The 20147-nt window shown below is 65.3% G+C and carries 19 protein-coding genes and 1 pseudogene; 14 read left to right on the forward strand and 6 right to left on the reverse strand.

Translation table 11 applies throughout. The features are described 5' to 3' along the window. Positions 1-30 precede the first annotated feature (30 nt). From C4S73_RS12675 to C4S73_RS12695, 5 genes are all read left to right on the forward strand, one after another. Entirely contained in the window at positions 31-1776 is a 1746-nt protein-coding gene (locus tag C4S73_RS12675; protein WP_103872841.1) for a heparinase II/III family protein, read from the forward strand. 89 nt (positions 1777-1865) lie between these two features. Continuing rightward, complete coding sequence (gene purH, locus C4S73_RS12680) at positions 1866-3458, forward strand: bifunctional phosphoribosylaminoimidazolecarboxamide formyltransferase/IMP cyclohydrolase (protein WP_103872842.1); 1593 nt, start codon at positions 1866-1868, stop codon at positions 3456-3458. A 203-nt stretch (positions 3459-3661) separates the two neighbouring features. After that, complete coding sequence (locus C4S73_RS12685) at positions 3662-4837, forward strand: low temperature requirement protein A (protein WP_103872843.1); 1176 nt, start codon at positions 3662-3664, stop codon at positions 4835-4837. Positions 4838-4843: 6 nt separating this feature from the next. Next, positions 4844-5122 (forward strand): hypothetical protein, encoded by a 279-nt coding sequence (locus tag C4S73_RS12690; protein WP_103872844.1) that lies wholly within the window; start codon positions 4844-4846, stop codon positions 5120-5122. Beyond that, positions 5119-5586, forward strand: coding sequence for a YbaK/EbsC family protein (locus C4S73_RS12695; RefSeq protein ID WP_103872845.1), 468 nt, complete (start codon positions 5119-5121; stop codon positions 5584-5586). The genes C4S73_RS12690 and C4S73_RS12695 overlap by 4 nt, the downstream gene beginning before the upstream one ends. Positions 5587-5630: 44 nt before the next feature. Here C4S73_RS12695 and C4S73_RS12700 read toward each other — a convergent pair whose 3' ends face one another. After that, positions 5631-6446 carry a DUF72 domain-containing protein gene (locus C4S73_RS12700; protein WP_103872846.1) on the reverse strand — a complete coding sequence of 272 codons (816 nt, stop codon included), beginning with the start codon at positions 6444-6446 and terminating at the stop codon, positions 5631-5633. Between the two features lie 308 nt (positions 6447-6754). Here C4S73_RS12700 and C4S73_RS12705 point away from each other — a divergent pair, with 308 nt between their 5' ends. Next, positions 6755-7549, forward strand: a complete 795-nt coding sequence (locus C4S73_RS12705) for an IclR family transcriptional regulator (protein WP_244595578.1) — start codon at positions 6755-6757, stop codon at positions 7547-7549. Further along, on the forward strand, positions 7546-8640 hold the full coding sequence (locus tag C4S73_RS12710; RefSeq protein ID WP_103872848.1) for a hypothetical protein: 1095 nt from the start codon (positions 7546-7548) through the stop codon (positions 8638-8640). The genes C4S73_RS12705 and C4S73_RS12710 overlap by 4 nt, the downstream gene beginning before the upstream one ends. Before the next feature lie 19 nt (positions 8641-8659). Here C4S73_RS12710 and C4S73_RS12715 read toward each other — a convergent pair whose 3' ends face one another. The 3 genes from C4S73_RS12715 to C4S73_RS12725 are packed head-to-tail and all read right to left on the reverse strand — an operon-like array spanning position 8660 to position 11913. Further along, a complete protein-coding gene (locus tag C4S73_RS12715; protein WP_103872849.1) occupies positions 8660-9607 on the reverse strand; it encodes a 2-hydroxyacid dehydrogenase in 948 nt (315 codons plus the stop codon). Positions 9608-9610: 3 nt separating this feature from the next. Beyond that, the gene (locus C4S73_RS12720; RefSeq protein WP_103872850.1) at positions 9611-10309 is read right to left on the reverse strand and encodes an RraA family protein; all 699 of its coding nucleotides are present in this window, start codon (positions 10307-10309) and stop codon (positions 9611-9613) included. Positions 10310-10350: 41 nt separating this feature from the next. Next, positions 10351-11913 (reverse strand): ABC transporter substrate-binding protein, encoded by a 1563-nt coding sequence (locus C4S73_RS12725; RefSeq protein WP_103872851.1) that lies wholly within the window; start codon positions 11911-11913, stop codon positions 10351-10353. A 250-nt stretch (positions 11914-12163) separates the two neighbouring features. Between C4S73_RS12725 and C4S73_RS12730 the strand changes: the two genes are divergently transcribed. Genes C4S73_RS12730 through C4S73_RS12755 form a run of 6 tightly spaced genes read left to right on the forward strand, consistent with a single transcriptional unit; the run spans position 12164 to position 17491 of the window. After that, positions 12164-12901 carry a FadR/GntR family transcriptional regulator gene (locus C4S73_RS12730; RefSeq protein ID WP_103872852.1) on the forward strand — a complete coding sequence of 246 codons (738 nt, stop codon included), beginning with the start codon at positions 12164-12166 and terminating at the stop codon, positions 12899-12901. A 4-nt stretch (positions 12902-12905) separates the two neighbouring features. Next, the gene (locus tag C4S73_RS12735; RefSeq protein ID WP_103872853.1) at positions 12906-13847 is read left to right on the forward strand and encodes an ABC transporter permease; all 942 of its coding nucleotides are present in this window, start codon (positions 12906-12908) and stop codon (positions 13845-13847) included. A 3-nt stretch (positions 13848-13850) separates the two neighbouring features. Continuing rightward, on the forward strand, positions 13851-14744 hold the full coding sequence (locus tag C4S73_RS12740; RefSeq protein WP_200827996.1) for an ABC transporter permease: 894 nt from the start codon (positions 13851-13853) through the stop codon (positions 14742-14744). Then, positions 14737-15501 carry an SDR family NAD(P)-dependent oxidoreductase gene (locus C4S73_RS12745; protein WP_103872855.1) on the forward strand — a complete coding sequence of 255 codons (765 nt, stop codon included), beginning with the start codon at positions 14737-14739 and terminating at the stop codon, positions 15499-15501. Before C4S73_RS12740 ends, C4S73_RS12745 begins: the two co-directional genes overlap by 8 nt. Positions 15502-15516: 15 nt before the next feature. Further along, positions 15517-16707, forward strand: coding sequence for an enolase C-terminal domain-like protein (locus C4S73_RS12750; RefSeq protein ID WP_103872856.1), 1191 nt, complete (start codon positions 15517-15519; stop codon positions 16705-16707). A gap of 19 nt (positions 16708-16726) precedes the next feature. Next, the gene (locus C4S73_RS12755; protein ID WP_103872857.1) at positions 16727-17491 is read left to right on the forward strand and encodes an RraA family protein; all 765 of its coding nucleotides are present in this window, start codon (positions 16727-16729) and stop codon (positions 17489-17491) included. A 128-nt stretch (positions 17492-17619) separates the two neighbouring features. On the opposite strand, the gene C4S73_RS28640 is transcribed toward C4S73_RS12755, so the two are convergent. Beyond that, complete coding sequence (locus C4S73_RS28640) at positions 17620-18132, reverse strand: ATP-binding cassette domain-containing protein (protein ID WP_244595579.1); 513 nt, start codon at positions 18130-18132, stop codon at positions 17620-17622. Between the two features lie 64 nt (positions 18133-18196). Continuing rightward, positions 18197-19168, reverse strand: a pseudogene (gene phnA, locus C4S73_RS28645) (phosphonoacetate hydrolase); the annotation flags it as partial. 102 nt (positions 19169-19270) lie between these two features. Between phnA and C4S73_RS12765 the strand changes: the two are divergent. Further along, the gene (locus C4S73_RS12765; protein ID WP_103872859.1) at positions 19271-20137 is read left to right on the forward strand and encodes a LysR family transcriptional regulator; all 867 of its coding nucleotides are present in this window, start codon (positions 19271-19273) and stop codon (positions 20135-20137) included. Positions 20138-20147 lie beyond the last annotated feature (10 nt).

Raw genomic sequence — 20147 nt, forward strand, 5'->3', positions numbered from 1 at the left:
CCGCGTGTCGGGACGGAGCGTACTGAGGCATTGAGCGGCTGGTCTGAGCGAAAGGGACTTGCCCAGGCTGCGGTCGGGCGGGCGGCGCGGCGCACCCGTGGCCAGTTCGTCGGCGCAGCCCGCAAGCTCTGGCCCTTCGGCCGCGCTACAGCCACCCGCCTGCTGTTTGCGCCGCATGATCTGCGCACCGCCGACCCCACGACGGCCAGCGACATCTATGCGGGCTATTACGCCTTCGCCGGGCGCACGATGCGGACCCACGGCGAATCCCCGTTTGACGCCGAGCCGCCGAGCGAGGCGTGGGCCGAGGCGCTGCACGGCTTCAGCTGGCTGCGCCATATGCGCGCCGCCGACACCGCGATCGCCCGCGCCAATGCGCGCGCTCTGGTCGACGACTTCATCACGAAGCGGCGTGACCGCAGCGAGATCGCCCGTCGCCCGGCCGTCGCGGCGCGGCGCCTGATCTCCTTCCTGTCGCACTCCCCGCTCCTGCTCGAAGGCGCCGATCACGTCTTCTACGAGCGCTTCCTGCGCCATGTTTCGCGCCTGACCGAGAGGCTCAGCCTTGCTTTGGCCGGTGCGGTGGACGGCGTAGCGCGCCTCAACTGCATGATCGCCATAGCCTTTGCGGCGATCTGCCTTGACGGCCAGGACAACAGGCGCCGGCGGATCGAGTTCCTGATTTCCGACGAGCTCTCCCACCAGATCCTGCCCGATGGCGGCCATCTCTCGCGCAATCCGCGCTTGCTGATCGAGTTGCTGCTCGATCTCCTGCCCCTGCGCGAGACCTTCGCTGCACGCGGATTGGAGCCGCCGCGCGGCGTGCTGACCGCCATCGAGCGGATGATGCCGCATTTGCGCCTGTTCCGGCACGGCGACGGGGCGCTCGCTCTGTTCAACGGCATGGGCACGACGCCGCCGGACCTGATGGCGACCTTGGCGGCTTATGACGATGCGCGTGCGCGGCCGATCGAGCAGGCCGCCTATTCCGGCTATAGCCGCCTGAGCGGCGAGCGCAGCATCGTGGTCGTCGATGCCGGCGCTCCGCCACGCGGCGCTCACTCCGTCGAGGCCCATGCCGGCTGCCTCTCCTTCGAGTTCTCCAGCGCGGCCCAGCGCATCGTCGTCAATTGCGGCAACAGCCGCTTCGGCCCGGCTCCGCTGCGGCTGGCGGCGCGCAGCACGGCGGCGCACTCCACCCTCGTCCTGAACGACCGTTCGAGCGCCACCTTCGGCATGGTGCTCGGCGAAATGCGGATCGTCGCCGGCCCCTCCGACGTGCGCCTCGCCCGCCAGGACAGCGAAGCCGGGCAGGAATGGGTCGCAAGCCATGATGGCTACCGCCGCAGCCTCGGCGCCGTCCACACCCGCCGGCTGCTGCTCGCGCGCGACGGCGCATCCCTCTCGGGCGAGGACGAGATCGCCTTGTCGGGAACGCATTCCAGCCTGCCGGCCGTCATTCGGTTCCACCTCCACCCGGGAGTCAGGGCAAGCCTAATCCGTGAGGGCAAGGGCGCGCTGCTCGCCTTGCCTTCGGGCGAGGTCTGGGCCTTCGAGGCTTCGGATCTGGCGATTGCGATCGAGGAGAGCATCTTCCTCGCTTCCGCCGATGGCCGACGCCAGACCGAGCAACTGAGCGTCGCCTTCGATGCGGTCGCGACACCGCGGGTCGAATGGCGCTTCAACCGTGTCAGCACCTCGAGCGCACGCAGCGGCAGAACCCAAAGCGCCGTCTCTGAGCCGCTCCCGCTTGACGAACTGGCCCCGGAAGCCTGACCATCCGACGGCGGCGCGCTTTGCTTTCGCGCCGCAACATGATAGCCGGCGCGCGACAGTTTCCTGAATCCAGTCATGGACATGAACCGATGCCGACAGAGCTTCGCCGCGTCGAACGCGCTCTCCTTTCCGTTTCCGACAAGACGGGGCTGGTCGATTTCGCGCGCGCCCTCCACCGCCTCGGCATCGCGCTGGTCTCGACCGGCGGCACGGCGAAGGCGCTGGGCGAAGCCGGCCTGCCCGTCACCGACGTCTCGGACCTGACCGGCTTTCCCGAAATGATGGACGGGCGCGTCAAGACCCTGCACCCCAAGGTCCATGGCGGCCTGCTGGCGGTGCGCTCGCATCCCGAGCACCAGGCCTCGATGATCGGCCACGGCATCGCGCCGATCGATCTGCTCGTCGTCAATCTCTACCCCTTCGAGGCAACGGTCGCCGCGGGCCGAGCCTACGACGATTGCATCGAGAACATCGACATCGGCGGCCCCGCCATGATCCGCGCCGCCGCCAAGAACCATCACGACGTTGCCGTCGTGGTCGAGCCCTCGGATTATGGTTCGGTACTGAGCGATCTCGAAGCCCAGAAGGGCGCGACCACGCTGACCCTGCGCCGCAAGCTGGCGCAGAAGGCCTATGCCCGCACCGCAGCCTATGACGCCGCAATCTCGAACTGGTTCGCGGGCGAGCTCGGCGACACCGCCCCGGCCTATCGCGCGCTCGGCGGCGGCCTTGCCGAAGCCCTGCGCTATGGCGAGAACCCCCATCAATGGGCCGCCTTCTATCGCACGCCCGAGCAGCGCCCCGGCGTTTCGACTGCCCGGCAGGTTCAGGGCAAGCAGCTCTCCTACAACAATATCAACGATACCGACGCCGCCTTCGAATGCGTCGCCGAGTTCGATCCGGCGCTCGCCGCGGCTTGCGTCATCGTCAAGCACGCCAACCCCTGCGGCGTTGCCAGCGCCGGCACGCTCCTGGAAGCCTATGACAGGGCCTTGGCCTGCGACCCCGTCTCCGCCTTCGGCGGCATCGTGGCACTGAACCGCAAGCTCGATGCACAGGCGGCCCGGAAGATCGTCGAGGTCTTCACCGAGGTCATCATCGCGCCCGACGCCGACGAGGAGGCGATCGCGCTGATTGCCGCCAAGAAGAACCTGCGCCTGCTCCTGACCGGTGGCCTGCCCAATGTGCGCAACCCCGGCCTGTCGCTGCGCACCGTGTCCGGCGGCTTCCTGGCGCAGGCACGCGACAATGCCGTCGTCGACGACATGGATCTGAAGGTCGTGACCACGCGCCAGCCCAGCGAAGCCGAACTGGCCGATCTGCGCTTCGCCTTCCGGGTCGCCAAGCACGTCAAGTCGAACGCGATCGTCTACGCCAAGAACGGCGCCACCGTCGGCATCGGCGCAGGCCAGATGAGCCGCGTCGATTCCTCGCGCATCGCCGCCTGGAAGGCTGGCGAAGCTGCCAGGGCGCTTGGATCGGCCGAGAGCCTCGCAAAGGGCTCGGTTGTTGCCTCGGACGCCTTCTTCCCCTTCGCCGACGGCCTGCTCGCCGCAGCCGAGGCCGGGGCGACGGCCGTGATCCAGCCCGGCGGCTCGATGCGCGACGACGAAGTCATCAAGGCGGCCAACGAAGCTGGCCTCGCCATGGTCTTCACCGGCCACCGTCACTTCCGGCACTGAGGCCGGAAACCACCCCTGTCATTCGAGACAAGCCGCGAAAGCGGCGCCGGGCCGGAATCCACCGGAAGGCTGACAGCTCTACGATGGCTTCCGGGGCGCCGCTTCGCAGCGCCCGGAATGACGGCGCTCGTTTTTGAGCGCGATGGGAATCGACGCGCGTCGCCGCCGCGCATTACTGTGCGCGCAGCCTGGAAGAGGACGGCATGACGCAACATACTGGCAAGCGCGACCTGCTGCGAGAACGCGACGAGCACGCGCACAACAAGGTCTCCTTCGTCGAGCTGTTCTTCGACCTCGTTTTCGTCTTCGCGATCACGCAGATCTCGCACACGCTGCTCGAGCATTTCACGCCAACCGGGCTGGCAGAGGCGGCCCTCCTGCTCGGCGCGGTCTGGTGGGTCTGGATCTATACGAGCTGGGTGACGAACTGGCTCGATCCCGAGGCGACGCCGGTGCGGCTGATGCTGTTCGCGCTGATGTTCCTCGGCCTCCTCCTGTCGACCTCGATACCCGAAGCCTTCGGCGAAAAGGGCCTGATCTTCGCCTGCGCCTATGTCGCCATCCAGCTCGGGCGGTCGCTCTTCGCCATGGCCTGCCTGAAGCGCAGTCCGGTCAACTTCCGCAATTTCCAGCGCATCAGCGCCTGGCTGGCGATTTCCGGCCTGTTCTGGATCGCCGGCGGCCTGAGCGAAGGCGGCTTGCGCTTCGCGCTCTGGGCCTGCGCGCTCGGCATCGAATATGTCGGCCCCGCCGCCGGCTTCAGCTTTCCGGGCCTCGGCCGCTCGAAGACCGCTGATTGGGATGTCGAGGGCGGCCATCTTGCCGAGCGTTGCGCCCTCTTCATCATCATCGCGCTCGGCGAATCCGTACTCGTCACCGGCGCGACCTTCGCCAAGCTTCCGGCCACGCCCGAAACGGTGCTCGCCTTCGCCAATGCGTTCCTGAGCTCGGTTGCGATGTGGTGGATCTATTTCCACATCGGCGCCGAACGCGGCAGCGAACTCATCGCCCATTCCAAGGATCCGGGCCGCATCGCCCGGGTCGCCTATACATATATCCATCTGCTGCTGGTGGCCGGCATCATCCTCGTCGCCGTCGGCGACGAATTCATGCTGGCTCATCCCGGCGGGCATACCGAGCCGAAGGTGGCGCTGGCTGTGATCGCGGGGCCCGGCTTCTACCTCCTCGGCAATCTCCTTTTCAAGAGAGCCACGGCCGGCTGGTTTCCGCTGTCGCATATGATCGGGCTCGGTCTGCTGGCGCTGCTCACTCCCCTGGCCGCCATGCTGCCGCCGCTCGGCTTCAGCTTCGGGGCCACCCTCATCCTCATCATCGTCGCGACCTGGGAAGCGATCTCGCTTCGCCCCAAGGAGGCCTGAGAACGCATGCATACGGTCAAGGTCATCGGCGCCGGCTTCGCCTTGCTCGGCCTGCTCCTGTTCCTGGCGCCACGGCTCAGTCTTTCACGGGCGAACCCGATCGGCTTTGCGACCAGGCTCTTCATTCCGCTCTGGTTTGCCGCCGCCCTCCTCAATCTCGCGATCGGCGTCAGCCGCGCGGGCTATACCGTGGCGCAGGAGGCTCCGATCTTCCTGATCGTCTTCGGCGTGCCCGCTGTCGCGGCCTTGCTGATGTTCTGGGCCTTCGGCAGGCGTGCATCATGAGCCTTGAATCAGTCCGCGCTTTCTTCGCCGAACGCGCGCCCGACGTCAGCATCATCGAAACCGAAGGCAGCAGCGCGACGGTGGCGCTCGCCGCCGCCGCCCATGGCGTCGAACCGGCGCAGATCGCCAAGACACTGTCGCTGCGTATCGGCGAACGGATCGTGCTCGTCGTCGCGCGCGGCGACGCGCGGCTCGACAACCGCAAGGCCAAGGCCGCGCTCGGCGGCAAGCCGCGCATGCTCGACCTCGAAGAAGTCGCGGCCATCACCGGCCATCCGGTCGGCGGCGTCTGCCCCTTTGGGCTGGCGACACCTCTTCCCGTCTATTGCGACATTTCGCTCAGGGCGTTCGACGAAGTCGTGCCCGCCGCGGGCTCGACTCAGAGCGCCGTTCGCATCAACCCCGAGCGAATGGCTGTACTGACCGGAGCCGAGTGGATCGACATCTGCCAAGAACCGGTCTGAACTAAGAGCCGGCCTGAACTCAGAACCGGTCTGAGCCCGCGCGATCAGCCCTTTGCCGAAACGCGCTCGATCAGCGCCATGGCGGCGGCCGGATTGCGGACCTTGTCGCCGCTGATCACATAGAGGAACACGTCCCTCGCCGCCTTCTTCGCCTCGGCGGGCGCAACTGTCTCAAGCCCGTCGGGCACACCGCCCTTGGCCCAGACACGAGCGGCTTTCGCCCATCTGTCGAGATCTGCATCCGCGTAACCGTTCGGCTCGGCCTCGCTCGTCCCCATGATGCGGGCGTAGACGAAGGGCGCCGTGACATCAGCGATCTGCGTATAGTCCGCATCCGCCGAGGTGATGGCGGCGACGCCATATTCGCGCAGCAGCGCGATGAACTCCGGCGAGCGGAAACTGTCGTGGCGCACCTCGACGGCGTGGCGCAGCTTTCGCCCCTCGGCCTCATGCGGAAGCAACTTCAGAAACGCCTCGAAATCGGCCGGGTCGAACTTCTTCGTCGGCATGAACTGCCAATTGATCGGCCCGAGCTTCTCCTTCAGCTCCAGCATGCCGCCGAACACGAACTTCTCGATCGACGGACCGGCCTCGGCCAGCACCCGGCGATTGGTGATATAGCGCGAGCCCTTCAGCGCGAAGACGAAGCCCTCAGGCGTCTCGGCATGCCATTTCGCGAAGCTCTCTGGCTTCTGCGATCCGTAATAGGTGCCGTTGATCTCGATTGAGCTCAGCTTGCTGCCGGCATATTCAAGCTCACGCTTCTGCGGCAGGCCCTCGGGATAGAACACCCCGCGCCAGGGCTCGAACACCCAACCGCCAATGCCGATCTTGATCGCGCCTTCCGATGCCATTGCCATCGCCCTTTTTCCCTCGGCCGGAAGCCATGCTCTGCGTCCCCCGATCATCGACGCATGGCGGCCACTTGGCCACCCGCTTTCGTACAAGGGGAGCCGGCGACCGCTGAAGCACCGTAGGCGGGAGTGATGACCGCTGCTGTCAGGAAGGATACTGCCGATCGTTTGCGGGCCACATCGTATTGCATTGTAATACGGCTGTATCGATTTTCCATCGACTCACGCAAACGCCGCGATATAGAAATTCCATCCCCTGCGATTCGCCGAGTGCGCGTTGGAGACGTTCAGACGTGACGGACCAAGACAGCCTGATGGTACGCTCCGTTGAAAAGGCGATGCGGGTTCTGACGGCCTTCGGAGGCGGGCAACCGACGCTGAGCATCGCGGAGGTCGCGGCGATCGCCGGGCTCGACAAAAGCGGCGCGCAGCGCTTGACCCATACCTTCGTGCAGCTCGGCTATCTGCGCAGGGATCCCGAAACCCGCCGGCTCGCACTAACCCCACGGGTTCTGGAACTGAGCGCGCATTACAGCCGCTCGAGCCCGCTGATCCGCGCTGCGGCGCCCTACCTCCTGAACATCAGCAAGATCACCGAGGAATCGGTCAGCCTGACCGTCCTCGACGGCACCGATATCGTCTATGTCTATCGCCTGCTCAGCCGGAACATGCTGGCGACCGACGTCATTGTCGGAACCCATCTGCCGGCATATTGCACCGCGCCGGGCATTGCGATTCTCTCCGGGCTCCCCCGGGACGAGGCCGAAGCCATCCTGAACGCCTCGGACCTGACCGCCTACACACCGTTCACGACGACAGACATCCCAACGCTGCTGGCCCGGATCGACGAGGCCGCGAGCCAGGGCTTCGCGATAGTCCAGGACCAGATCTACATGAACGACGTCTCGATCGCGGTTCCCGTTTATGGGCCCGGTCAGCGAGCGATCGCGGCGGTGAACATCGCCGTCAACAAGCTCAGTCTTTCAGCGGCGGAGGCGGTTGAAAAATTCGTGCCCCTGCTCGCGCCTGTCGCCAAGAACCTCTCTCACGCCGGCCCCATGCCGGCGCGAAAGCCACTGACGCTCCCGAAGGGACGATCCCGCATATGAGCTCTTCCCAGATGCAGCCCTGTGACCTCATCGTTTTCGGCACGGGACAATTCGCCGGCCGTATCGTCTTCGACCTCGCCGCGACGACGAAAACCCCGATCGAGGTCGTCATCGCCGGGCGCAATGCCGAGAGGCTGGACTGGCTGACGACAGCGGCGAATGCGAGAGCCTTCATGTTCGGCTGTCCTGCACGTTTCACCAGCGCCGCGCTCGATGTGACGGATGCCGCTGCGATCGCGGCCTTGCTCCAGAAGAAGCGGCCGCGCCTGGCAGTGCAAACCGCCTCCTCGCAGCCCTCCGCCGTCATCAGCGATAGCGGCAATGCCTGGTCCCGGCTGGTCGCGGAAGGAGGATTGAGCGTAACGGCAGTCTCCCAGGCCGTCCTCTCGATCAAGGTTGGCGAGGCCATCAAGGCGGCAGGCATCGACTGCGCGCTGATCAATTGCTGTTTCCCCGATGTCGTGAACGCCATGCTGGCGGCGCGCGGCATCAAGGTGCTTTGCGGGACCGGCAATGTCGCAATCCTCTCGAACGCCTTCAGCGGCGCGATGGCGGAGCGTAACCAGCGGCTTCAGGTCCTGGCGCATTACCAACAGCTCGGCGCTTGGCGCCAGGCCGCCGGTCAACGCAGCGGTCAGGCGCCGCGCGTCTGGATCGACGGCCGGGAAATCCAGGACGTCTTCGCCGAATTTGCGCATCTCAAGCTCACGCGGGAGCCTGCCATCGAGATATCCGGCGCCAGCGGCGTAACGCTGATGCAGGCATTCGTTGCAGGACTGGAATGGCGCGGTCACGCCCCTGGCCCCAACGGCCTGCCGGGAGGCTACCCGGTGCGGCTCGTGCAAGGCGAGCTGCAACTCGACCTCCCCGAGGGGATCGGCGCGGAGGAAGCCATCGCCTGGAATGCAGCTTTCGAAAGCAAATCGGGCCTCATCGTCAGACAAGACGGCCATGCAACCTATACCGGCGCGACAAAATCGCGCCTCGCGGCGCATGGATTCGACTATTCAGACGGATTCCACGTCTCGCAAATCGAGGACGTAAGCGGCGAGCTGGACAGGTTGCGGAAACGGCTTGAAATGACCGGCTGACATTGCCCCGACGGGTGCATCAGGACCGCACCCGCTCGAAATGCGACCGCAGCGCCGCGACGACAGTCGCACCCATGGCCTGCCGCGTCTCATGCGTTGCGCTACCCAGATGCGGCAGCAGCACAACGCTATCGAGGCTCATCAGGCGCTCCGGCACGTTCGGCTCATGGGCGAAGACATCGAGCCCCGCCGAACCCAGACGGCCATCGCTCAACGCCTCCCCTAACGCATCCTCATCGAGGATCTCGCCGCGAGCGATGTTGACCAGCGTGGAATCGGGCCGCAAGGCGGCGATGACCTCCCGATCGACCAGATGTCGGTTCGCCGGACCACCTGGACAGGCGACGATGAAGACGTCGCTGTCTGCTGCCAGCGACAGAGCGTCGGGATAGTAAGGATAGGCGCAGCCTTCGATGCGGCGCCGTGTGCAATAGCGCGGCGCCATTCCCATCGCGACGGCGCGGCGGGCGATCGCGCTGCCGATATGGCCCAGTCCAAGCAGTCCGATGCGCTTTCCCGCAGAGCCTTGCCCCAGCGGGAAGGCTTCTTTGCGCCAATGCCCGCTGCGAACGTGACGGTCTGCAGCGACCAGCCTGCGTCGCGCCATGACCATCAAGGCGATCGCGAGATCGGCGACCTCCTCAGCCAGCGCAGCCGAGCTTTTGGTCAACACGATCCCGCGCTCCGCCAGCGCGGTCGTGTCGATATTGTCGAGACCGGCGCTGTAGCACGCGACGATCTCGAGATCGGGCAGCCGTGCCAGCAGGGCGCGGTCGAGCCTCGCCTTGCCGGTCGTGGCGATACCGCGAATGCGGCCCCCGTCGCGCTCGAGCAGTCCGGCGAGCGCGTCCGGAGACGCCGGTCGCAGCACCTCGAAGCTTGCGGCGAGCTCGGCGACTGTCGCCTCCGGCACGCCCGCCGACAGGACGAGGATGGCAACATCGCGCTGCGCAACGGGAGCGCTCATCGCTCAGAGCTTCTTGTATCGGCCATAGACCTCTTCGGCGTCCTTTGTCGGATCGGCGAATTCGGCGCGTGCCCGCGTCTCGGTTGCGGCATGTTCTTCAGCCAGCCGCAGCACCTCGATCGCCCGCTCCTGCGGGATCACCAGGACGCCATCGATGTCACCGAACATGAAGTCGCCCGGCCGGCAGGTGACGGTCGCACTCATGCTGCCGCGCAACGTGATCGGCTGTTGCCAGCGGTAATAGCTCCAGCGCGCCACGGCCTCGACCGGCGAATGATAGCGCCGGAAGCAGGGAAAGTTCATCTTGAGGATCAACCCGCTGTCGCGGATACCGCCATCAATGACCGCCCCGACGACTCCCTTGGCGCTGCCGAGCACGGCATTCATCTCGCCATAATGTGCGACGCGGGTATCGAAGCCGCAATCGCGCACGTCGATACAGGGATGGCGCATGTCGCCGAACATCTTGATGCGGCGCTCGCGCAGGCCGGGATCGCCGACAGGATCGGAGATGCCCTGGACCGTGAAAGCCGGCCCGGCGATGACCATGTCGTCGCGCAGAGGCCTGAGATCGGTCGCGAGCGACTGGTTGGGCAGCCCCATCTCGTCCATGATGTCATAGACGAGGCCGGTATAGAGCCGCTTGTAGCGCTCGATCACATCGAGCATGTCGGAAGCGCCGGGAAGCACGTTGAAGGTCATGGGTCTCTCTTCGGTCGGTCTGGTGAAGGGGTAGCCGGGCCTCAGGCCTTGGCAATCCAGGATTCGGCGAGCTGCCAGGCGCCGCCGGAATCGAGCACGATGTTCTGGAGTTCCTTGCGCGCGACATGGCGCGCCTCGCGGAAGAACAGCCAGGAATAGTAGTTGTTCTTGTTCAGCGCGGTCTGGAGGTCCTTGTAGAGGGCCTTGCGTTTGGCCTGCTCGGTCTCCTCGCGCGCCTTGTCGACAAGGCCGAAAACCTCCTCGTCCTTGATGCCGGACCAGTTCTGGGCGGCAGCGCGACCGAAGAACGGCCCAAAGACATGGTCCGGGTCGGCGCGGGGAACGTTGACCCGACCGATGGCGAGTTCGTGTTGCAGGCCGAGCACTTTCGGCACCCAGGCCTGCCGCTCCAGGATCTCGATTTCGAGATTGATCTTGTGCTGCTTCAGCTGCGCCTGGACGATCTGGGCAACCTGGGTATCGGGGTCGCGCTGAATGATCGAGATCTTGCAGGAAAAGCCGTTGGGCTGGCCGCCCTCCTTAAGGAAAGCCTGAACCTTGGCGGGATCGAGCGAGGGCGAGGGCACGCCGGCATCGAAGGACCAGTCGGTCGGCGGCACCCAGGTCGGCGTCACCGCGCCAAATCCACGCGTGATGCCGCGCATCAGCACATTGCGGTCGATCCCGTGATTGACCGCGGCACGTAGCGCGGGATTGGCGAAGATGCCCTTGCTGACATTGAAGGTCATCCACTGCGCGATGCCCGGCGGCACCGCGACGAGTTTCAACGCCGGGTTCGCCTGGACCTCTTCGAAATCGCGCGGCGTCACGCCGTCGACCAGATGCACCCCGCCGGACTTGACCTCGACCATCTTGACCGCGGTCGTCGGGATGATCCGCAGGATGACGCTGTCGGAATAAGGCAGGCGCTTGCCGTCGGCGCCATCGCGCCAATACGTCTCGTTCCTGACCATGCGAATCTGGCTGCCGCCGATCCACTCGGCGAATCTGTAGGGCCCTGTCCCGACCGGCTGGCGCCCGAAATTCTCGCCGAGCTTCTTCAGCGCCGCCGGCGAGCACATCATGCCGGCCTCCACCGCGAGCGAAGCGAGCGCCGCACCCGAAGGCTGCTTCAGCACGATCCTGACCGTCATCGGGTCGATCGCTTCGGCGGCAGCGATATCGGCGAGATCCGGCGAGCGCGGCGCAGTCGATCCCGGAGCGATGACGCGCGCGATATTGGCGACGACGGCCGCGGAGTTGAAGGGCTCGCCGTCATGGAAGACGACATTGGGGCGTAGTTTGAAAACGACGGACTTCTTGTCCTGCGACCACTCCCAGCCCGTCGCCAGGGACGGCTCCAGATTGCCCTGCACGTCGAATTTGAGCAGGCCCTCGAACATCTGGATCAGGGCATAGCGATCCGATGTCGGCGCATCCCCCATGATCGGGTCGAGGCTCTTGGGCTGCAGGTCCATCGAAGCGACGATGGTGCCTCCGCGAACCGGCGCGCCTTGCGCCAAGGCCGGCAGGCCGGGCAATGCAACCGCAAGACCGGCGCCGGATGCGCCTAGCAAGAGGCCGCGACGAGAGATCGAGGTCATGACTGCGTCTCCTCCAAACGGCGCTCTTCATGTGACGGCGCCTGATCGCGGTCAGCCTATAAGATATGTTATATGAAACGCAAGAGCCTCAGATTCGGGCCCGAGCGCTTCTTGAGTGCTTCCTCGACGGTGACGTAGGCAATGCGGCTGGATTCTGCCAATGGCTGGGAGAATTTCTATCGAACTTTGCGTTCCGAAACCCAAAACGGAATGATTTGACGGCGCCACACTCACAAGATATCTTATATGTATGACGGACGCATTCCCCCTGCCGAACGACAAGCAGCGCCTGACCGAAACGGTCACGCAATTCGTGATCGATCGCGTTGCCGAGCGGGTCTACCGCCCCGGCGACTCGCTGCCGTCGGAATCGGACCTGGCAAAGCGCCTCAACGTTTCCAAGCCGGTCGTACGCGAGGCGCTTGGGCGACTTGCTGCGCTCGGCATCGTCCAGATCCAGCAGGGCAAGCCGACGACGGTGCGCGGGCTTTCGGTCGCGCCGCTCGATCAGTTCCTGCGGCTTGCCGTGCGCGCCACCGATAACGGCCTGCGCGAAGCCGTGGAGTTGCGGCGCGCGATCGAAGTCGAGATCGCCTCGCTGGCTGCCGAGCGGGCGACGCCCCTCCAGATCGAGCCTGTCGAAGCTGCCGTCGAGAAAATGCGTGAGAGCATCGACGGCGATTTCGAGCGCTGGCTGCAAGGCGATTTTGCATTTCATGTCGCGCTCGCGCGCTGCTCTGGCAATGCCCTGCTCGAGCATCTGGTCAATGCGCTGGCGGAGACGATCAAATTCACCCAGCGCGCGCTCGGCGTGCAGCGCGACCTGCGCGATCCGGTGGCCACCGTGGCCCGCCACCAGGCCATCGTCGATGCGCTGAGGGCGCGCGACCCAGCCGCGGCGCGGATCGCGATGACCGCGCATTTCGCGGTCTCGGACGCCGTCATAAGCGAAATCGCGCGCGACCGCCGCCGCCTCGACCGGTTCTGAGCCGATGCTGCCTTATCTCGCCAAGAAGCTCGCTCAAATGCTGCCCGTGGCCTTCTTCGTCACGGTCATCGTCTTCTCGCTGACGAATCTGCTGCCCGGCGACCCGACTGTCACCATACTGGGCGAGCAGGCGACGCCGGAACAGCGCGCGGCGGTGCGCATAGAATATGGTCTCGATCAGCCGGCGCCCCTGCGCTACATCACCTGGATCGGCCGCGTCGTGCAGGGCGATTTCGGCCGCTCGCTGCGGACGCGGGAGGATGTCGGCGCAATGCTGGCCGCGCGCGTGCCGGTGACGTTGCAGCTCGGCTTCCTCTCGATCCTGATCGCGGTCGTGATCGGCTTGCCCGCAGGCATCCTGGCCGCGCGCTTCCGCGGCACGGCCATCGACGTCGTCGTCAGCTTCACCGCGATGTCCTCTGTCGCAATTCCCTATTTCTGGATGGGCGTGCTGCTCATCATGCTGTTCTCGCTGAAGCTGGGCTGGCTGCCGCCCTCGGGACATGCCCGCTTTTTCGACGATCCCGTCCTGAACATGCGCCTCATGGCGATGCCGGCGCTGACGATCGGCTCGGCCTTCGCAGCCCTCGTGATGCGCCAGACGCGCGCCTCGATGTTGCAGGTGCTCTCGCAGGACTACGTCCGAACCGCCCGCGCCAAGGGGCTCTCCGAAACGACCGTGCTGTTTCGCCATGCGCTACGCAACGCGCTCATACCCGTCGTCACCGTCATCGGCCTGCAGATCGGCGCGCTGCTTGGCGGCGCGGTCGTGACCGAGACCGTATTCGCGCTGCCGGGCCTGGGCCGGATGCTGGTCGACGGCATTTTCCAGCGCGATTTCCCGGTGATCCAAGGCGCCATCCTGTTCATCGTGGTGGCGGTCTTCGTGGTCAATCTCCTGACCGACCTGCTCTATCGGTCGTTCGACCCGCGCGTGAAGGTCTGAACCGTGGCGGCCACACTCGACTTGCCTGCTCCGCGCCCCCAGCGCGCACCACGCTCCCCCGGCGCAATCTTTCTGCGCCGCATCCTGATGTCCTGGCAGGGCCTCTTCGGCGTCGTGGTGCTCGGCATCATCGTCGCTCTGGGGCTGCTCGCGCCATGGATTTCGCCTTACTCTCCCATCGAGATCGATCCCGAGAACTTCTCCGGTCCGCCCAGCGCCGCGCATTGGTTCGGAACCGACGAGATCGGCCGCGACGTGCTCTCGCGCGTCCTCCATGGCGCAACCGTTTCGCTTCAGGTCGTCGTCTTCTCGATCGGCATCGCGCTCGTTGCGGGTTCGATCCTGGGCCTGATCTCAGGCTGGCTCGGCGGGCGCTGGGACGCCCTGATCATGCGGATCATGGATGCGTTCCTGGCGTTTCCGCTGCTGGTGCTCGCCCTCTCCATCGTCGCAGTGCTCGGACCCGACCTGATCAACGCGATGCTCGCCATCGCCATCACCAAGATGCCGGGCTTTGCGAGGCTGGTCCGCTCGGAAGTGCTGACCTTGCGCGAGGTCGACTATGTCAGCGCCGCAGAGGCCGCCGGCGCCAGCCCCTTTCACATCATCACCCGGCACATTTGGCCCAATGTCTCCGGCAACGTCATCGTCTACGGCTCGCTTTCGGCCTCGCAGGCGCTGATCACCGAGAGCGCGCTGTCTTTCCTGGGCCTCGGCGTCCAGCCGCCGACGCCGAGTTGGGGTTACATGGTCGCGACCGGCATCCAGTTCTATCAGTCCTGGTGGATGAGCTTTTTTCCGGGGCTGGCGATCTTCCTGACCGTGCTCGCCTTCAACTTCCTCGGCGACGCCATTCGTGACGCGTTCGATACGCGGTTGGGCGGCAGCGATGGCTGAGCCCACCGCGCTTTCCACCCCGCTCGCGGGGCGTCGCGCATTCGTTACCGGCGCGACGCAGGGCATCGGCCTGGCGATCGCGCAGAGCCTCGCAGGCGCAGGCGCCCGGCTCTGCATCAACGGACCCGCTGACGACGATGCGCTGGAACAGGCGCGTCGCGAGGTCGGAGACGATGCGCTGGCACTCGCGGCCGATCTGTCCCGCCCCGACGAAGTCGAGCATCTCCTTGCCCGCATCGACGTCACGCTCGGCGGTATCGACATCCTCGTGCTGAACGCGGCGCTGCAGGAGCGCGAACCCTGGCAAGGAATCGGCCGGCCTGCCCTGGACCGGCAGGTCGAGGTCAATCTTGCGGCCAACCTTCGGCTGATCCAGGCGCTGACCCCGGGCATGATGGAACGCGGTTGGGGACGGTTGATCGCCATCGGCTCGATCCAGCAGGTCCGCGAACACCCGGAGATGCTGATCTATGCGGCAAGCAAGGCCGCGCTTGAAAGCATGGTCCGCAATCTGGCGCGACAGCTCGGACATCGAGGCGTCACGTGCAACGTGCTGGCGCCCGGCGTGATCGAAACCGCGCGCAACCGCGACGCTCTCGCCGATGCCGCCTATCGCGACACCGTTACAAGCGCGATTCCGCTGCGCAGCTTCGGAACACCGCAAGACTGCGCCGCCGCGGCCCTTTTCCTGGCCTCGGACGGCGCTCGCTACATCACCGGCACGACGCTTTTCGTCGATGGCGGCATGCATCTCTAGGAGGACGCGCAGGTCATGAAGATCGTCGATATGAGGGTGCGTTGCGTGGCGATCCCGCTCAACGCCCAGCTACGCCACAACACCGGCGTCCATCCCGGCTATTTCCTGCGCACGATTCTCGAACTCGTGACCGATGAAGGCCTCATCGGATTGGGTGAGGTCGGAGGCGGCGACCAGCGCGGCGCCTTGATGAAGCTCAAGCCGCGCGTCATCGGCATGGACCCGTTCCATCTCGAGCTGATCAAGCTGAAGACGTTGCGGGCGATCTATTATCTCTCCAACGCGCGCCTCTATGCGGCCATCGAGATGGCCTGCCTCGACATCCAGGGCAAGGCATTGGGCCGGCCGCTCTGCGATCTGCTCGGCGGCCCCGTGCGCGATCGCATCCCCATGATCGCTTATCTGTTCTGGCGTTATGACAGGTCCGGCGGGGGGCATGACGAGCACCCCGAAGACATGGCCGATCTCTGCCAGGAGCTGCACGAGACGCTCGGCGTCACCGCGATGAAGCTCAAGGCCGGCGTGTTGGACCCGAATATCGAGGCCCGTGCCGTCGAGCTCTGCAGAGATCGGATGGGCCCGGATTTCGGCCTGCGCATCGATCCCAACGGGGTCTGGTCGGTACCAACCGCGATCCGGATCGGCCAACGGCTGGAAGCCGTAAACATGGAGTATTTCGAGGACCCGGCCTGGGGCCTCGAAGGCAATGCCGCGGTGCGCAAGGCCGTCCGGATACCGATCGCAACCAATATGTATCCGGCTAAGTTTGACGATCTCGGCCCGGCAATCCGAATGGGCGCCGTCGATATCGTGCTGACCGACATCCACTATTGGGAAGGGCCGCGCGGTGTGAAGGACCTCTCCGCCGTATGCCGGACCTTCGGGCTGGGCGTCGCCATGCATTCGGGCTCGGAGTTCGGCATCGAGCTCGCCGCCATGCTGCATACAGCCGCGACCATCCCGGAGATGAGCTTCGCGGGCGACGCCCATTATCACTACCTGACCGACGACATCATCGAGGGCGGGCTGATGAAATACGAGGGCGGCGCCATCCGCGTGCCGACGGGGCCGGGCCTCGGCGTGACCCTCGACGAGGATAAGATGCGCCATTACGGCGCGCTCTATGACGAGAAGGGCGACTATTACGCCCGCTTCCATGCGGACCCCTATCGGCCGGACTGGTACCCGGTCGTCGGCGGCCAGTGACGGACACAGGAGAGCGGCCATGACGACACCGACAAGCAATGCCGACACCGGCGCTTTGCAGCGCGAAGCTGCGATGATGAAGCTGGAGCGTTTCATCGCCGAACGCGAACTCATCGACGACGTCGCCTTGTCGATACCCGGCGACGAGCTGCTCGCGCGCTACGAGCGGCTCTATACCGGCGCCATCAGCGACGTGCTGCGCGAGCACTGCCTGACCGAGCAGACCCTGCCCAACGCGCTCGTGCCACTTCATCCCAACAAGACCGTCGCAGGCTTCGCCTTCACCGTTAAGAGCGCGCCCAACACCAAGATCACCGGCGAGCTGACCTTCCGCACGCAGATGCTCGACGCGATGCACGCCGGCAGCTTCGTGGTCTGGGATACATCAGGCGACATGGAGGCGACGGCCTGGGGCGGCGTCATGACGGCGACAGCGCTCGGAAAGGGCATCCGCGCGGCCGTCATCGATGGCGGCATCCGCGACACCCATCAGATCATGGAAAAGGATTTCCCGGTCTATTACCGCTACCGCAGCCCCAATGGCTCGCTCGGGCGTTGCCTGATCTCGCATTACCAGGTTCCGATCAGGATCGGCTCGGCCTGGATCCGGCCCGGCGACATCGTTATCGGCGATATCGACGGCGTCATCGTCGTGCCGCGCAAGCTCGCTGTCGAAGTGCTGCTGCGCGCCGAGGAGATCCTGCGCAACGAAAAGCAGATCTTCGGCTGGGTCGCGGACGGCGAAAGCGTCCAGTCGATCACCGAAAAGGGCGGCTATTTCTGAGCTGGACTGTTTTCAGTCGGAACCGAGTCATCCCGGATCCTTGCCTATCAGCGCTCAGGAATGGATCCCGGGTCTCCGCTTCGCTACGCCCGGGATGACAGGGCGTTTCCGTGTGAAAACAGAACGCTCTAACTGATTGCTTCCTCTGCGCGGCCGCGCCATCCGGTGTCGCCCGGCATGGCGGCAAGGCTCGCCATTGCCTGCCCCCGTGGCATCGCGGCCATCAGCCGTTGCGTATAGGGTTCGCTGGGCGCCTCGACGATCGCGGCGGCCGGCCCCTGCTCGACGATGCGGCCGCGATGCATCACCGCGATGCGGTCCGACACCCAGCGCACGATCTCGATGTCGTGGCCGACGAACATCATGGCGAAGCCGCGCTTGGCCTGGAGTGTCTTGAGCATGGCGATGACCTGCATCTGAACGGTGGCATCGAGCGCCGAGACGATCTCGTCGCAGATCAGCAACTCCGGCTCCGACAGAAGCGCCCGGGCGATGCAGACGCGCTGGCGCTGCCCCCCTGACAATTGGTGCGGATAGCGGCCGAGATGTTCGGGCGCGAGAGCCACATCGTCGAGCGCCGCCTCGATCCGGGCCCGGTCGCCAGCGTCTGAAAGGCCGAGCAGCTCCAGCGGCTCGCGCATCGCAGCCTCGATCGTGAGCCTTGGGTTGATCGAAGCGGCGGCAAACCTCCTCGCGCAGCAGCGCGTGCTGGACGCCGGGCAGGCTGCCCAGGAAGTCGCGAACCTCGTCATGATCCAGATCGGACAGGATGTGGACACGCACGAAACCGCCGAGCGCACCATGATGGCGCACGAACGGGTCGGTGATCGGGCAGATCACCCGTGTTGCTCCAACCCCGTAGCGCGCATCCAGCCGATCGCCGAGATAGAGGATGTTCGGCGAGCCATCGGCGAGGGACAGATCCGTCATGCCGTGATCGGCGACGATGCCGACCGTGGCGCCCGCGTCGATGAAGGCCCCGACACGCTCATCGACGGCGCGGATGAAGGCGTCCGATTCCGGCGCGCCTGGCGCATGGGCGTGCTGAACGAAATCCGAAAGCGAGAGATAGAGCAGCTGCGCCCGGCCGCTCTGCAGCAGGCGAAGCCCGGCATCGAGCACGAACAGCGAAAGCTCCGGCGAATACTGGTCGGGAACCGGCCTGCCCGCCTGGGCGTCGGCGCCGGAGATCCCATGCTCCGCCACGGTACAGGTCATCGCTTTCTCTGCCGAGAATGCGATGCCCGGACGGCCCTCGCCCGCTAGCCCGACGGCGAGCGCCTTGCGCAGCTTGTCCTTGGCGGTGACGGCGGCGACCTTCACGCCGGCTTCCGAGAGGCCGGCAAGGATCGTCGGGACGCTGAGCGGCCCGGCATCGGTCATCATGACCTCCTCGCCAGTCGTGCGATCGTACCAATAATTGCCGGAGACGCCGTGCACGCTCGGCGGCACGCCGCAGACGATCGAGACATTGTTGGGATTGGTGAAGCTCGGCATCGCGGAATGTGCGCTGTCATAAAAGCCGCGCTCGGCCATCACCGACAGGCGCGGGGAAATCCCCCTTATTGCCGCATCCGCAAGATATGATGGGTCCATTCCATCATAACAGATCACGACAACAGGGTTTTCCGGCAGAAAATAGCCGCGATCGTTGATATGAATTGACGTATTGCTCACGTAATTCCTCGGCTTTACAGTTCAGCCAAGGCTCTATCTTCTTATTTACGCGAAGATGAAAGCGACTTATATTCGCGCCGATTTGAGATAAGGTCACATTCTATGTCGCATCTACCTTCTTTGCGGGCGCTGGCAACTCTTGAAGCCGTCGTGCGCACCGGCAACATCGTCGCAGCGGCAGATGAACTCTGTGTGACACCCGGCGCGATCAGCAAGCAGCTCGGGCAGTTGCAGGAGGCGATCGACGAGCCTCTCTTCGAGAAAGGGCATCGGTTGCGTCCGACGACGCTGGCCACCGAACTCGCACAGGCGATCGGGGCAGGCCTGCAGCAGATCCGCGGTGGCTGGGACGCCGCATCAGAGAAAGGGCAGCAGCGCGTCGTGACGCTGGCTGCCAATGCGACACTTTCGGTTCACTGGATCATGCCGCGATTGGTGGATGCGGAAGTGGCGGCGGGCGGGCGCGCCATACGCGTCTCGGCGCTCCACACCACCGACGACTGGCAGCAGGCGCAGTTCGATATCGCCATACTCCGCAACGCCTGGAGGCCCGAAGGCTGGCAGCAGCGCGAGATCGGCGTGGAGCGTTTGACCTTACTCGCTCGCCCCGATTGTGCCGAGATGCTGCGGCGAACGGGACCCGCGGGATTGCAGACCCAAACCGTCTTCGTCGCCGACACCCGCAGCGGCGAACTCGAAAGTTGGATCGAAGTCGCGGGAATCGAAAGGCCCCCAGCCATCCGGTCGACACCGCATTTCTACATTGCGGCACAGGCGGCGATGGCGGGCCAGGGTTGCATCATCGCGCCGCCCTTGGTGCTGGCCGACCTCATCGAGCAAGGCCGACTCGCCGCCCCCTTCCCGGAGATCGTGGCGCAAGGCGCAACCCTGACAGCCGTTTTCGACGCGGACCGATGCAAGACCGCTTTCGTCGAGAAGCTGTTGCAGGCCCTGTTTCGAGAGTTCTGACACCTGAAAA

The sequence above is a fragment of the Allobosea lathyri genome, from assembly GCF_900108245.1.
Classification (GTDB): Bacteria; Pseudomonadota; Alphaproteobacteria; order Rhizobiales; family Beijerinckiaceae; genus Allobosea; species Allobosea lathyri.